A 14,374-nucleotide genomic window follows, 5' to 3' on the forward strand; every position below is an offset into this window, starting at 1 on the left:
GAAAACGGATGCAGTGAAATTCCGGAAAGACTATGAGTTTTTGCAAAGGAGAGCTTTATGGAAAAGATCAACATTGCCATCGCGGATGATAACGAACGCATGCAGGAAATGCTTGGGAACGTCATAAAACAGGATGACACGCTTGAACTGATCGGGCAGACCGGAAACGGAAATGATATCTACAGTATCATCCGCGACAAAGAACCGGACGTCGTACTGCTTGACATTTTCATGCCGAAGATGGATGGTCTGACTGTAATGGAGAAAGTCAATGAGGATAAAAATCTGAAAAAAAGACCTGCCTTTATCGTTGTCTCCGCCGTAGGAGAGGAGAGGATCACCGAAGATGCGTTCCGGCTCGGCGCTTACTATTACGTCTTAAAACCGTTCGACAACGAAACTCTTCTGAACCGGATCAAAGCAACAAAAGGAATGACATCAGTAAGAAGATACCATCCAAGAAATTTTACAAACCCCGGAAAAGAGCCGATCTGTCCGCCGGAAAACAGTCTGGAAATCGATGTGACAAATATGATCCACGAGATCGGCGTTCCTGCCCATATCAAAGGATACCAGTACCTGCGCGATGCGATTCTGCTTTCCGTAGAGGACACGGAAATGCTCAATTCCATTACCAAGATTCTCTATCCGACCATCGCGAAACGCCACCAGACAACGTCAAGTCGTGTCGAGCGTGCCATCCGCCATGCGATTGAAGTGGCCTGGAGCCGCGGCAAAATGGATACAATCGACGAGCTGTTCGGCTATACCGTGAACAACCGCAAGGGTAAACCGACAAATTCTGAATTTATTGCATTAATTGCAGATAAAATACGTCTTGAACTGAAAAATCAGTAAAAAGTAACAAAAAAATCCGAACAAACGGAGAAATTACAGAAGTTTAGACTTTTTTTTCTGGACAAAGTACGGTATAATACAGACAGGACGTTGATTATCCTTTCGCGTTTCATAGGATCGTGACAAAAAGGAAGGAATTACAGAAAAACAAAGATGCGATAATCAGCATGAAATTACAGGAGGATTCTTTTCATGAAAAATATTTTGTTCGTGGCTTCGGAGTGTGTACCGTTCATCAAAACAGGCGGTCTGGCGGATGTAGTAGGTTCTCTGCCGAAATACTTTCCGAAAGAGTATTTTGATGTGCGCGTGGTGATTCCAAAATACGCAGGAATCAAAGAACAGTTTAAAAATCAGATGCAGTATGTGACAAACTTCTACATGGATCTGAACTGGAGACAGCAGTATGTCGGCATTTTCGAGATGGAATATGAAGGCATCAAATTCTACTTTATCGACAACGAGGAGCATTTCGGAGGAAGCACTCCATATGCGGGCATGCCGTGGGATCTGGAAAAATTTGCTTACTTCAGCAAAGCAGCGCTTTCCATTTTACCGACCATCGGCTTCCGCCCGGACCTCATCCACTGCCACGACTGGCAGACCGGTCTCGTTCCGGTTTACCTGCACGAGCGTTTCCAGGCAGATGAATTCTATCGGGGAATCAAAACCGTCATGACGATCCACAACCTGAAATTCCAGGGCATCTGGGACCGCAAGACGATTCAGAGCATTACCGGCCTTTCCGACTACTACTTCACACCGGATAAGCTGGAGTTCAAACACGATGCCAGCTACTTGAAGGGCGGTCTGGTTTACGCAGATGCGATCACCACCGTCAGCAATACATACGCGCAGGAGATTCAGACCCCGTTCTATGGCGAAGGACTCGACGGTCTGATGTGTGCAAGAGCAAACGATCTGCGCGGTATTGTAAACGGACTCGACTACAATGAGTGGAACCCGGAGACAGACGCTCAGATTGCAAAGAATTTCAATGTAAAGAACTTCCGTAAAGAGAAAGTGAAAAATAAACTGGCACTGCAGGAGGAGTTAGGACTCGAGGTCAATCCGAAGACGATGATGATCGGTATCGTATCCCGTCTGACCGATCAGAAGGGCTTCGACCTCATCAGCTATATGATGGATGAGATGTGCCAGGATGCCGTACAGTTTGTGATCCTTGGAACCGGCGAGGAGCGCTACGAGAACATGTTCCGCCACTTCGCATGGAAATATGACAAGAAGGTTTCGGCAAACATCTACTATTCCGATGCAATGTCGCACAAGATCTATGCATCCTGCGATGCCTTCTTGATGCCGTCCCTGTTTGAGCCATGCGGACTCTCCCAGCTCATGAGCCTCCGCTACGGAACCCTTCCGATCGTCCGCGAGACCGGCGGCCTCAAAGACACCGTAGAGCCGTACAATGAGTACGAGGGAACAGGAACTGGATTCAGCTTCACAAACTACAATGCGCATGAGATGATGGGTACCGTGCGGTACGCAGAGCGCATCTATTACGACAAAAAACGCGAGTGGAACAAGATGATCGACCGCGCAATGGTACAGGATTTCTCCTGGGCGAATTCCGCAAAACAGTACGAGGAAATGTACAACTGGCTGATCGGATAAGCTGGTCTGCATTCTGAAAAATAAGAAAAAAATCCCGAAATGGCAGAAGAGGAAAGAAAAGCCGTTTCGGGATTTTTTTGCAGTATTTTTGGGTTGCAGCAGGAGAGTGGAATATGCTACACTTGTGCATAAGGATATATTCGAAGCAGCTCCGGTGCAGAGGATTTGGGAGCTGAAAAAAGACACAAGAAAAACAGTTGACAACAAAGCAGATTTGTAATAGTATGTATACAGAAGCGAACGGACGTTCGCGTGGTAAGGAGAATATTCAGTATGGGAAATAATAACGAAGATAAACTGCGTGCACTCGATGCCGCACTTGGACAGATTGAAAAACAGTACGGAAAAGGAGCTGTCATGAAGCTCGGAGATTCCGCAGCAAACATGAACGTGGAAACCATCCCGACCGGCTCTTTAAGCCTGGATATCGCACTCGGTCTTGGCGGTGTGCCGAAGGGAAGAATTATTGAGGTATATGGACCGGAGTCTTCCGGTAAAACAACCGTAGCGCTCCACATGGTAGCCGAAGTACAGAAACGCGGCGGAATCGCCGGCTTCATCGATGCAGAGCATGCGCTCGATCCGGCCTATGCCAAAAACATCGGTGTTGATATTGAAAACCTTTATATCTCACAGCCGGACAACGGCGAGCAGGCACTTGAGATCACCGAGACGATGGTCCGTTCCGGTGCGGTAGACATCATCATCGTGGACTCTGTTGCAGCCCTCGTTCCAAAAGCCGAGATCGACGGCGACATGGGAGATTCCCACGTCGGACTGCAGGCGCGTCTGATGTCTCAGGCACTCCGGAAACTGACTGCAGCGATCAGCAAATCCAATTGTATTGTTATCTTTATCAACCAGCTGCGTGAAAAAGTCGGTGTCATGTTCGGAAATCCGGAGACCACAACCGGCGGCCGTGCACTGAAATTCTATTCTTCCATCCGTCTCGATGTCAGAAGAATTGAAGCCTTAAAGCAGGGCGGAGAGATGGTCGGAAACCGTACCAGAATCAAAGTCGTGAAAAACAAAGTAGCTCCGCCGTTCCGCGAGGCAGAATTTGATATCATGTTCGGAAAAGGAATCTCCAAAGAAGGAGACGTTCTGGATCTGGCAGCTTCCGTCGGCATCGTACAGAAGAGCGGCGCATGGTTCGCATACGGCGGCGACAAGATCGGCCAGGGACGCGAAAATGCGAAAGCATACCTGCGCGAGCATCCGGAAATCATGGATGAGATCGAGCACAAAGTGCGCGTGGCTTACGGCCTGATCAAGGAAGAAGCGCCGGAAGGCACAGAAGAAACAGCAGCAGTTCCGGAAACCGAAGGAGACGACGAATAAATGTTTGTGACAGAGATTCGTCCTCTGAATAAAAAGAAATCACGGATCCTCTTCGATGACGGAGAGGATCTGGTTCTTTATAACGGGGAAATCCGCGCTTCCCGCATCAAAGAGCAGGAGGAGCTTCCCGATGAGGTTTACGAAAAGCTGGCAGGGGAAGTGCTGACTAAAAGGGCCAAACACCGCGCGATGTATCTGCTGCTCAGACAGATGCGGACGAAAAAAGAGCTGGAAGATAAGTTACGAAAAGACGGCTATCCCGAGAGAGCCATTGAAGAGGCTGTCTCGTACGTGGAGAGCTTTCACTATATCGACGACCGCGCATACGTGGAGCAGTATCTTGCGGGCAGCGGTGCGAAAAAAGGGAAAAAGGCAGTCCTCTATGCGCTGGCACAGAAAGGCGTGGACCGGGAACTGGTGGAATCCGTCCTGGAAGAGCAGGAGGATGCCCGCGATGAGTATGAACTTGCAAAAAGTGCCGCCTTCGCAAAGCTCGGCACGCCGCACCGGCTGGATGAAAAAGAGTACCGCCGTGCCGCCGGTTTTCTGACGCGGAAGGGATTCGGCAGTTCCGAAATCCGTCGGGCACTGGAAGAATACCAAGATTCCGCTGACGAAGAATCCTGAATATTCCCGGCGATTCCGCCACATGCCGTGAAATTATGTGCAATAAATTACATGAATATTTTTAAAACATTGACAAATTTGTGAAAACAGTATAAAATTGTAGTGTTGTAAATGTGCAATGAAAACTAAATAAGGAGGTGCTCCGGTAATGGGTACAGGTATTACAATTCTGCTGGTATTCATTGCTGTAGTAGTCACGCTGCTTATTGCGGTTCCTGTTACCAGGAAAATTGCTGTGGACAATAAAATCAAGCAGGATGCTGAGAAAATTGGCACAGCGGAAGAAAAGGCGAGAAACATCATAGATGAAGCACTGAAAACTGCCGAAACTAAGAAACGGGAAGCCCTGCTGGAGGCGAAGGAGGAGTCTCTTCGTACGAAGAATGAAGTAGAAAAAGAGACCCGAGAGCGCAGAGCGGAACTGCAGAAATATGAGAAGCGCGTTTTATCGAAAGAAGAATCTGTAGATAAAAAAGCGGACGTATTGGAGCGTCGTGAAAACGAAATTGCAGCAAAAGAGGCAAGCGTCAGAAAGAAAGAAAAGGAAGTAGACGGTCTACACGAAAAAGGAGTACAGGAACTGGAAAGAATTTCCGGTTTTACCTCCGAGGAAGCAAAAGAGTATCTGTTAAAATCTGTGGAAGACGAAGTAAAAATCGACACAGCAAAGCTCTACAAAGAGCTGGAGAGCAGAGCAAAAGAGGAAGCAGGCCGTAAGGCAAAAGAGTATGTGGTAACAGCTATTCAGAAATGTGCTGTCGATCACGTATCCGAGAGTACCATCTCCGTGGTACAGCTTCCGAGCGATGAAATGAAAGGCCGCATCATCGGCCGTGAAGGACGAAACATCCGTACACTCGAAACCATGACAGGCGTTGACCTGATCATCGACGATACACCGGAAGCAGTCGTTCTTTCCTCATTCGATCCGATTCGCCGTGAGGTGGCAAGAATTGCTCTGGAAAAACTGATCGTAGACGGAAGAATCCATCCGGCCCGCATCGAAGAGATGGTAGAAAAGGCCCGCAAAGAAGTAGAACAGAATATTCGCGAGGAAGGCGAGGCAGCCGCACTGGAAGTCGGTGTACACGGACTTCATCCGGAGCTGATCCGTCTCCTTGGAAGAATGAAATTCCGTTCCAGCTACGGACAGAATGCATTAAAGCATTCGATCGAGGTAGCACAGCTTTCCGGTCTCCTCGCAGGAGAGGTAGGATGCGATGTCCGCATGGCAAAACGTGCCGGACTGCTTCATGATATCGGTAAATCCATCGACCATGAGGTAGAAGGATCTCACATTCAGATCGGTGCAGATCTCTGCAAAAAGTACAAAGAATCTCAGATTGTGATCAACACAGTAGAATCACATCACGGGGATGTAGAGCCCCAGTCTTTGATTGCATGTATCGTTCAGGCAGCGGATGCAATTTCCGCAGCAAGACCGGGTGCAAGAAGAGAAACACTCGAAACATATACCAACAGATTAAAACAGTTGGAAGACATCACGAATTCGTTCAAGGGTGTCGAAAAATCTTTTGCTATTCAGGCTGGTAGAGAAGTCCGCATCATGGTTGTTCCTGAGCAGGTATCCGATTCTGAAATGGTACTGCTCGCAAGGGATATCTCGAAACAGATCGAAGCTGAACTGGAATACCCGGGACAGATCAAGGTCAATGTTATCCGCGAGAGCCGTGTAACGGATTACGCGAAATAAAAGACTTTCTACGAAACAATTTAATAACGAAATCAAAAAGAGGCTGTGGACATGAGCAATCATGTTCCACAGCCTTTTCAGTGTGTATAAGAACAGTAAGTTTCAAAAGAATTTATACGTGCCGTATCCGGTTCGAGCGCATTTTCTGAGGTGTAGAGCCATACAGCTTTTTGAAGGTCCGCATAAAAATTTTGTAATTCGACAGCCCGTTTTTCTCCATCAGTACCGTGATCGTTTCGTCGGAATTCTGTAAATCTTCGTACAGGTGCATCGTGCGCACATCGTTCAGATATTCGAGAAAGGTCTGTCCGGTATACTTTTTAAAGAGCCGGCAGAAATACTCCTTCGAGAGCGCCAGGGAATCCGCGGCTGTTTCGAGGCTTAACGGTTCCGGGTAATGCACTTTCACCCAATTCATAACGTGTGTCACGCGCTGCAGATCGCGCTGTGAACCCGTGAGGGATGCCGAAGGGATCTGGTGGGAATACGACCGGCAGAGATGGTACAGAAATTCGTACAGTCGTGAGGTAAAGAGAAGCTGGTATGAATCGGAAGGATTCTGCCGGATCTCGTTCATCTCCGAGAGCAGTGCGCGGAGCGGAGCCGGCTGTTCCGAGTAGGGAATGATCGTGTCGAAACGCATCGTATCAAAGTCCGGCAGATATTGGCGCATCTGGCTTGCGGAAATCTGCAGCAGAAGATATGTACAGGTGTTGGAGCGCGTCATATGGAGGTCGCCGGAGTTGATGATAATCAGATCGCCCTCGTTTAACCGATACTCCGTTGCCTGGACAATCGCGGAAAACTGTCCCCTGATCAGATAGAGAATTTCCACATATTCGTGCCAGTGCGCCGGAAAAACAAAAGCGGGCGCATCCTGCAGCTCAAAACGGACGTGCAGCAGATCGGTTTCGTGTATTGTTTCGTAAAAGCAGGATTCCATAAGTACCTCCAGGATGTGATAGAAATATACGTCAATTATAATCAAAAAAGATAAGAATATTGTACCAGAAATTGGGCGAAATATCAATATCAACCAGAGAAAGGACAAGAAAGGAACTAGAAGTTACACGAAAAAGGGAAGATAATGGAGACATTAGTACGAAACAAAGTTTGGGAGGAACAAAGACATGAAAGCAAAGGTAAGAACCTTTAACGGAACTACATCTCCGGAAGTAACCCAGCGTGAAACAGATCACCGCAAACTTGCCCGCGAGGCAGCAGCAGAGGGATTCGTTCTTCTGGAAAACAAAGATCATTTCCTGCCGCTGGCAAAGGGCAGCAAGGTAGGTCTTTACGGAGCAGGTGCGATCCGCACCATCAAAGGAGGCACCGGTTCCGGCGATGTCAATGAGCGTGACAGCGTTAATATTTTCCAGGGCATGAAAAATGCAGGCTACGACGTAACAAGTAGTGAATGGCTGGAGGATTACGATAAACTCTACGTACAGGCAAGACTGGACTGGAAAAATGAGATTTTCACAAAATTGAACGGAGACGACACAAAATTCTTTGATGCGTACTCTGCAACCCCGTTCTTTATGCCATCCGGAAACCCGATCGATGAAGAGAAAGCAGCAGCCGACGGTGCAGACACCGCATTCTTCGTTCTGGCACGTATCGCAGGAGAGAACAAAGACCGTTTTGATACGGAGGGTGACTACTTCATCTCCAAAGAAGAGAAAGCTATTCTGGCACAGGTTTCCAGATGCTATAAAAACGTTGTTCTTGTTATCAACACCGGCGGCCTGATGGATCTGGCATTCGTAGAAGAATTTGACAATATCCGCTCTATTTTACAGTACGTACAGGCAGGCCAGGAAGGCGGAAATGCATTTGCTGATGTTGTAAGCGGCGATGTAACCCCATCCGGAAAAATGACAGATACCTGGGCAAAAGATTACTATGATTATCCGGGTGCAGAGGTTTACAGCTACAAGAGCGGCGACCTCATGAAAGAAAAATACGAAGAGGGTATCTTCGTTGGATATCGTTACTTTGATACCTTTGAAGTACCAGTCCGTTACTCCTTCGGTTACGGTATGTCCTACACCGATTTCGAGATCAGAACCGATGACATCAAAGTAAGCGGCCGCGGTATGATGAATCCGAAAGTAAGCGTGACTGTTACCGTCACCAACACCGGCGATACTTATGCAGGAAAAGAAGTTGTACAGATCTACGCTTCCTGCCCGCAGGGCAGACTGGTGAAAGAGTTCCGCCGTCTGGCAGGCTTTGGAAAAACAAAACTGCTGGCTCCGAAGGAATCCCAGACCATGACCATCACCTTCCCGCTGTATCAGCTGACTTCCTATGAGGAGGAAAGCGCATCCTGGATTCTGGAGCCGGGCATGTATGGTATCTGGATTGGAAATGATCTGAATACATCTGTTCTCTCCGGCGCGCTGGAGCTGGACGAGAAAGCAGTCATGACAGCGTGTGAAAATATCTGCCCGCTGAAAGAGAAATTGAATGAGATTGTTCCTGATGCAGAAAAAGTTCAGGCAAGAGAGGCTGCATGGCAGAAGGAAGTAAAAGAAAAGAGAATGAGCGTGATCGAGCTCAAAGCATCTGAGATCCCAACTGAGAAAGTAGATTACCAGCCGGTACCGGAAGAGCTTCCTGGAAAAGCAGGAAAGATTGTGGAATCCCTTTCTGTGGATCAGCTGGCACTCCTTGCAACCGGTGATCCGGGAAGAGCACAGGGCAACGCGCTTGGCTCCGCAGGAATTTCTGTTCCGGGAGCAGCAGCGGAGACATCCCCGTGTGCTTCGGAGGAGCCGTGGAATGTAACCACGATTGCTCTGGTCGACGGACCTGCAGGTCTTCGTCTGAAGAGAGAATACCAGGTAGACAACGGAGAGATCGTAGCGAGCGATTTCCTGGCGGCACTGGAAGGCGGATTCTTCAGCAAACCGCAGGAAAAACGCGGAACAACCTATTATCAGTTCTGTACCGCAATTCCGGTCGGAACACTTCTGGCACAGAGCTGGGATGTAGAACTGATCAAGAGAGTCGGCGAAATGATCGGCCATGAGATGGAACTGTTCAACGTAACACTGTGGCTGGCACCTGGTATGAACATCCACAGAAATCCGCTCTGCGGAAGAAACTTTGAATACTATTCCGAGGATCCGTTGCTTGCCGGTATGATGGCGGCTGCCATGACACTCGGTGTACAGAAGGTACCGGGCTGCGGAACTACGATCAAACACTTTGCATGCAACAACCAGGAGGACAATCGTATGGGCTCCGATTCTATCCTGTCCGAGCGTGCCCTGCGTGAGATCTATCTGAAAGGCTTTGAAATCGCAGTCAAAGATGCACAGCCGATGTCCATTATGACATCTTACAACCTGATCAATGGTGTGCACGCTGCAAACTGCTACGATACCTGCACGAAAGCAGCGAGAGATGAGTGGGGATTTGCAGGAGCTATCATGACCGACTGGACAACCACCAACGTACAGATCCAGGGCGAGTGTACCGCAGCGGGCTGCATGAGAGCCGGAAATGACATGGTAATGCCGGGTCTGCCGGAGGATCACGAGAACATCAAAAAAGAACTTGCAGATGGAACTCTGACGATGGCAGAACTGAAACGCTGCATCTATAACACGGTAAATATCGTACTGCAGTCCAATATGTACGAGGGCGCAGTCAGCTACCTTGATCAGTTCGATGATCTGGATACCTATCTTGTCGTGAAATAAAAGAAGTGAAAAATATCTTATGGGGATATACAAAAAGCAGGGTTTGAAATGAACGGACATTTCGGTGCGTGAGACATTGGGGGACCCTGAAAAGAGGAAAGAAGTGCCATTCGCAGATGGGGGTCTGCGGAGCAGGCACTTCTTTTACGTATATTGTCTATGAACCGTGAATACATTGACAGTAAGGCAGAAAATAAGGAGGCGCAAAAAGCAAATGAGAGAACGGGATGAGAATGCATATATTCGTTTTTTTGCCCTCTGGTTTGCGGCCGGTATGACTCTCGGTGTACTGCTGCTGCTTGCGGCATCCCACACGGGAATGAAGGAGGGAAATAGCGTCCGCCTCTTTCAGGCGGAGGCGTTTTTTGGAAGAAAAATTTCCGCAAAGGCCTGCTTTTCCTATCTTCTAAAGGTACGGTTAGCACCGGCATTTGCGGGACTTCTCTTTGGATTGACGGCAATCGGTGCGTATTTTGCCACTGCTGCCGTTTGGGCATATGGTTTTCTGTGTGGCGTCTTTCTCTCGGCTGCCTATCTGCAGAACGGAATGGCAGGTCTTTTATTCTTTTTTCTGGCTCTTTTTCCGCAGATTTTCCTCTACCTTGCCGCGTTATTTCTGATGGCTGCTGCGTGCAGCCGGATGGCAGAGACGAATCACCTTGCCGGCGGCATACAGAAAAAGGAATATTTTTGCTTCGGCGTGCGCTACTTCTTTGCACTGATCCTGCTTCTGTGGGGTATTCTGCTTGAGAGTTATGTCAATCCGTGGTTTCTTGCGAAAATCCTGTAAAAACGGTCGGAAAAGGGAATTGCATTTTTGAAAAAACGTGTATATAATTAAAAGCATTGTTACCCTTTATCGGGCAGTGAGAGGGAGAAAAAAGCAAAAAGGAAAAAAGCTATGCAGGAAACGATACAGTCATTTACGGACTATCTACAGACGGAAAAGAAAGCGTCAAAAAATACAGAAGTCTCCTATCAGCGCGATCTTCGAAAGCTGGCAGTTTTTTTGAAGGAGCACGGAATAGAAAAACCGGAGCAGATGAATGCAACGGTTTTAAATTCTTATTTATTATATCTGGAGCGGGAACACTTCTCCCCGGCAACGATCTCGCGCAGCATTGCGGCGATTCATATGTTTTGCCAATATGCATGTCAGGAGGGAAAAATGGTATCTGACCCGTCGAAAGCGTTGCAGCCACCGAGGGTTGAGCGAAAAATGCCGGAGATCCTTTCCATCGCAGAGGTCGATCTGCTGCTTCGCCAGCCCAAAACCGACACGCCAAAGGGGATCCGCGACAAAGCAATGCTGGAAATGCTGTATGCGACCGGTATCCGCGTCAGTGAGCTGATCCATTTGAAGATACAGGATGTCAACCTTATGATGGGCTACATCACCTGCCGCGATGAAAAGGAGCGGATCGTTCCGTTCGGCGGACCGGCGAAAAAGGCGTTGGAGCAGTATCTGGGGAGTGCGCGCGCAGCCCTGATGCATGGACGGGATGATGATGTATTGTTTGTCAACTGCTCCGGAGGTCCGATGAGCCGTCAGGGATTCTGGAAAATTCTGAAATCCTATGCGAAATCCGCAGGCATTACGGCGGATATTACGCCGCATACCCTGCGTCATTCGTTTGCAACCCATCTGCTGCAAAACGGTGCGGACTTAAAGAGTGTCCAGGAGATGATGGGACACGCCGATATTTCGACGACGCAGATGTATCTCCACCTTGGTGTGAATAAAATCAGGGATGTGTACCGGAAGGCACATCCGAGAAAGTAAAGGTGGAACAGAAAAGTAAAACGATAGAAAAACCTCCGCCGCAGACTGGTGAAAAACTGCAGCGAAGGTTTTTGATGTTTTTAGGGTGTTGAGAAAATTTAGCACTCCTCAGCGATATCATAAATCAGGCGTTCGGTCTGATCCCAGCCAAGGCACGGGTCAGTGATGGATTTACCATAGACATGATTTCCGCATCCGATTTTCTGATTGCCAGGCTCCAGATAGCTTTCGATCATAACACCTTTTACGAGACTTTCGATATCCTTGTTGCATCGTCTTGTGTGCAGAACGTCTTTGACGATACGGATCTGCTGCTCGTATTTCTTTCCGGAGTTGGAATGGTTGGCATCGATGATGGTAGCCGGGTTTACGAGATGTGTTTCGTTGTATTTCTCCAGCAGAAGCTGAATGTCCTCGTAGTGATAGTTCGGCACGGAGTTGCCGTGCTTGTTGGTCGCACCGCGGAGAATGGTGTGCGCCAGCGGATTTCCGCTTGTCTTTACCTCCCAGGTACGGTAAATAAAGGAGTGGGAGCCCTGTGCGGCAATGACGGAGTTGATCATAACAGAAAGATCACCGCTGGTCGGGTTTTTCATGCCGGCCGGAATGTCGATGCCGGAAACAGTCAGACGGTGCTCCTGGTTTTCTACGGAACGTGCGCCGACCGCAACATAGGAGAGAATATCGGACAGATAGCTCCAGTTGGACGGATACAGCATTTCGTCTGCAGAAGTCAGATCAGTCTCTTCTACTACACGCATATGCATTTTACGCATGGCGATCAGGCCGTGCAGCAGGTCCGGCTTTCCTTCCGGGTCTGGCTGATGAACGATACCTTTGTAGCCTTCACCTGTGGTACGCGGTTTGTTGGTATACACACGCGGGATGATGATCAGTTTGTCGGATACTTTGTCAGCAACCTTTGCCAGACGGTGATTGTACTCCAGAACAGCGTCTTCGTTGTCTGCGGAGCAAGGTCCTACGATAACAAGAAATTTATCGGAATCCCCGGTAAAGACTTTTGCGATTTCAGCGTCACGCTGTTTTTTGATTTCAGTTGCGCGGGCGCTTAAGGGATATTGTTCCCGGATCTCTGTTGGGGTGGGAAGTTTTCTTACAAATTCAAGGCTCATTTTCGTTCTCCTTTATCTTAGATGCACTTCTTTTCTAGCTGCGGACAGAGGAGCGTTCTTGTGTGCCCCGTCGCAAACTATCTATAAATTATAATACATAACGCGAAGATTGTCGATATTTTTTCGGCGAAAATTCTGTTTCTCTTAAAAAAGATAGAAAAAAGGTATCAATGAACAGCAAATCCGTTTGCAGATTCCCGATGCAGGAACAAAAGTGCCATTGTCATAATGGTAAGTTCACTTGCAAGAATACCATAGAGATAGCCACGGATGCCGAAAACCGGGACGAGAAAAAGAATTGCAAGAATACGAATTACATCTCCGGCAAGGTTCTGGAAAAAAACGAGAGAAGTTTTTCCAAGGCCGTTTAAAATGCTTCCAAGTGTCGTTTCCAGATAGAGAAAAGGACTTAAAAATGAAAGGATACGCAGAAAAACGCCGACTTCTTCGTTTTGAAAAAGGAAACGTCCAAGCCACGGACCGAAAAAGAAAAAGGCAAAAACAGCGGAAGTGCCAAGCAGCACACAGAAAGAAATTGTATAACGGATCGTGTCTGATATTTGCTCCGGCGTACCGTCGGCCTGCTGTTTTGCTACGCCGGGCAGAAGCATGACGGACACCGCGTGGGTGATGGCAGATGGAAAAAAGATCATCGGAAGTGCCATACCGGTGAGAATGCCATACTGCGAGAGCGCTGCTTTCCGGGAAAGACCGAAGGTGACCAGACAGCCGGGGAGCAGAGCACTTTCAATGCTGTGGAGGACATTCAGAAGAATACGGTTCAGCGTAAGCGGAAGATTCAAAACGGCAAGCTCTCGGAAGGTATCGTACCAGAGGGTCTTTTCTTTGAAAAAAACAGAAATCGGGCGGTGTTTCTGAGGGGACCTGCTGTGCGAGACGGACAGGCAGGCCATCAGAAAGAGACACGAAAAGAGTTCGCCGGCGGCAGTACCGAATGCAGCGACAGCGGCAGAGGGGAGGCTTGTGGAAAGACAGAAAAGCCAGGCAAGGTAGGAAGCGCCCATGCGCACGAACTGTTCCAAAAGCTGGCAAAAAGAAGGCAGTGCCGTCTGATTCTGGCCAAGATACCATGCCGAGAGACAGTTGTGGATCCCGGAGGGGAGAATGCCGAGTGATAAAATCCGGAGGAGCAGAATCGTCCGCGGCTCAAAAAGAAGCCGTGTTCCGATAAAATCCGCGCTGAAAAAGAGAAAGATGGAGGCGGAGAAGGAAAGTATCACTACAATGCCGCATCCGGCCGCCAGACAGATCTTTGCCCGTCTGGAATCCTTTTTGGCAAGGTACGATGCGACAAAGCGCGAGAGCACCGTCTGCATGCCGCCTGCGCCAAGGGAGAGCATCAGTGCGTAGAGTGGTGTGGCGAGCTGGTAGATACCAAAGGCTTCCGCACCGATCCGGCGCGACAGGAATATTCTATAGAGAAATCCAAGAATTCTGCAGATGATCCCGGACGCGGTCAGGATCAGTGTGCCAAGAAGAAGCGTGTTCTTTCTTGTGATTTTCAGCATGGGATAGACTCCTTTCACGGCATTGCGCAGATAGTCTAAAA

Annotated in this window: 11 protein-coding genes; 8 read left to right on the forward strand and 3 right to left on the reverse strand. The window is 48.5% G+C overall.

What is annotated here, in order from left to right; all coding sequences use genetic code 11:
- Window positions 1-57 precede the first annotated feature (57 nt).
- From spo0A to rny, 5 genes are all read left to right on the forward strand, one after another.
- Complete coding sequence (gene spo0A, locus DXB83_RS01610; protein ID WP_022463341.1) at window positions 58-858, forward strand: sporulation transcription factor Spo0A; 801 nt, start codon at window positions 58-60, stop codon at window positions 856-858.
- Window positions 859-1,050: 192 nt separating this feature from the next.
- Window positions 1,051-2,493 (forward strand): glycogen synthase GlgA, encoded by a 1,443-nt coding sequence (gene glgA, locus DXB83_RS01615; protein ID WP_118697201.1) that lies wholly within the window; start codon window positions 1,051-1,053, stop codon window positions 2,491-2,493.
- Window positions 2,494-2,766: 273 nt separating this feature from the next.
- Window positions 2,767-3,834, forward strand: a complete 1,068-nt coding sequence (recA, locus tag DXB83_RS01620; protein ID WP_022463338.1) for a recombinase RecA — start codon at window positions 2,767-2,769, stop codon at window positions 3,832-3,834.
- Complete coding sequence (locus DXB83_RS01625; RefSeq protein WP_117760399.1) at window positions 3,835-4,461, forward strand: regulatory protein RecX; 627 nt, start codon at window positions 3,835-3,837, stop codon at window positions 4,459-4,461. It abuts the gene before it with no gap.
- Window positions 4,462-4,609: 148 nt separating this feature from the next.
- Window positions 4,610-6,175 (forward strand): ribonuclease Y, encoded by a 1,566-nt coding sequence (rny, locus tag DXB83_RS01630; protein WP_022463336.1) that lies wholly within the window; start codon window positions 4,610-4,612, stop codon window positions 6,173-6,175.
- A 112-nt stretch (window positions 6,176-6,287) separates the two neighbouring features.
- On the opposite strand, the gene DXB83_RS01635 is transcribed toward rny, so the two are convergent.
- Window positions 6,288-7,118: a helix-turn-helix transcriptional regulator gene (locus DXB83_RS01635; protein WP_117760398.1), complete on the reverse strand. Its 831-nt coding sequence runs from the start codon at window positions 7,116-7,118 to the stop codon at window positions 6,288-6,290.
- A gap of 187 nt (window positions 7,119-7,305) precedes the next feature.
- On the opposite strand from DXB83_RS01635, the gene DXB83_RS01640 reads away from it, so the two are divergent.
- The 3 genes from DXB83_RS01640 to xerD all read left to right on the forward strand — a co-directional run bounded on the left by DXB83_RS01640 (window position 7,306) and on the right by xerD (window position 11,671).
- Window positions 7,306-9,888: a glycoside hydrolase family 3 protein gene (locus tag DXB83_RS01640; protein ID WP_117800854.1), complete on the forward strand. Its 2,583-nt coding sequence runs from the start codon at window positions 7,306-7,308 to the stop codon at window positions 9,886-9,888.
- A gap of 214 nt (window positions 9,889-10,102) precedes the next feature.
- Window positions 10,103-10,678: a stage II sporulation protein M gene (locus DXB83_RS01645; RefSeq protein WP_022463333.1), complete on the forward strand. Its 576-nt coding sequence runs from the start codon at window positions 10,103-10,105 to the stop codon at window positions 10,676-10,678.
- 111 nt (window positions 10,679-10,789) lie between these two features.
- Window positions 10,790-11,671 carry a site-specific tyrosine recombinase XerD gene (gene xerD, locus DXB83_RS01650; protein ID WP_117509101.1) on the forward strand — a complete coding sequence of 294 codons (882 nt, stop codon included), beginning with the start codon at window positions 10,790-10,792 and terminating at the stop codon, window positions 11,669-11,671.
- Window positions 11,672-11,769: 98 nt separating this feature from the next.
- On the opposite strand, the gene DXB83_RS01655 is transcribed toward xerD, so the two are convergent.
- Both DXB83_RS01655 and DXB83_RS01660 read right to left on the reverse strand, forming a co-directional pair.
- Window positions 11,770-12,804, reverse strand: a complete 1,035-nt coding sequence (locus DXB83_RS01655) for a 3-deoxy-7-phosphoheptulonate synthase (protein ID WP_022463331.1) — start codon at window positions 12,802-12,804, stop codon at window positions 11,770-11,772.
- 167 nt (window positions 12,805-12,971) lie between these two features.
- Window positions 12,972-14,333, reverse strand: coding sequence for a polysaccharide biosynthesis protein (locus DXB83_RS01660; RefSeq protein WP_055218215.1), 1,362 nt, complete (start codon window positions 14,331-14,333; stop codon window positions 12,972-12,974).
- Window positions 14,334-14,374 lie beyond the last annotated feature (41 nt).

Source organism: Blautia sp. OM06-15AC (assembly GCF_003481425.1).
Taxonomy (GTDB): Bacteria; Bacillota; Clostridia; order Lachnospirales; family Lachnospiraceae; genus Fusicatenibacter; species Fusicatenibacter saccharivorans.

Bases quoted from the DNA above. Each gene is read 5' to 3' on its own strand.
- spo0A (WP_022463341.1), top strand. From the start codon at position 58: ATGGAAAAGATCAACATTGCCATCGCGGATGATAACGAACGCATGCAG.
- glgA (WP_118697201.1), top strand. From the start codon at position 1,051: ATGAAAAATATTTTGTTCGTGGCTTCGGAGTGTGTACCGTTCATCAAA.
- recA (WP_022463338.1), top strand. From the start codon at position 2,767: ATGGGAAATAATAACGAAGATAAACTGCGTGCACTCGATGCCGCACTT.
- DXB83_RS01625 (WP_117760399.1), top strand. From the start codon at position 3,835: ATGTTTGTGACAGAGATTCGTCCTCTGAATAAAAAGAAATCACGGATC.
- rny (WP_022463336.1), top strand. From the start codon at position 4,610: ATGGGTACAGGTATTACAATTCTGCTGGTATTCATTGCTGTAGTAGTC.
- DXB83_RS01635 (WP_117760398.1), bottom strand. From the start codon at position 7,118: ATGGAATCCTGCTTTTACGAAACAATACACGAAACCGATCTGCTGCAC.
- DXB83_RS01640 (WP_117800854.1), top strand. From the start codon at position 7,306: ATGAAAGCAAAGGTAAGAACCTTTAACGGAACTACATCTCCGGAAGTA.
- DXB83_RS01645 (WP_022463333.1), top strand. From the start codon at position 10,103: ATGAGAGAACGGGATGAGAATGCATATATTCGTTTTTTTGCCCTCTGG.
- xerD (WP_117509101.1), top strand. From the start codon at position 10,790: ATGCAGGAAACGATACAGTCATTTACGGACTATCTACAGACGGAAAAG.
- DXB83_RS01655 (WP_022463331.1), bottom strand. From the start codon at position 12,804: ATGAGCCTTGAATTTGTAAGAAAACTTCCCACCCCAACAGAGATCCGG.
- DXB83_RS01660 (WP_055218215.1), bottom strand. From the start codon at position 14,333: ATGCTGAAAATCACAAGAAAGAACACGCTTCTTCTTGGCACACTGATC.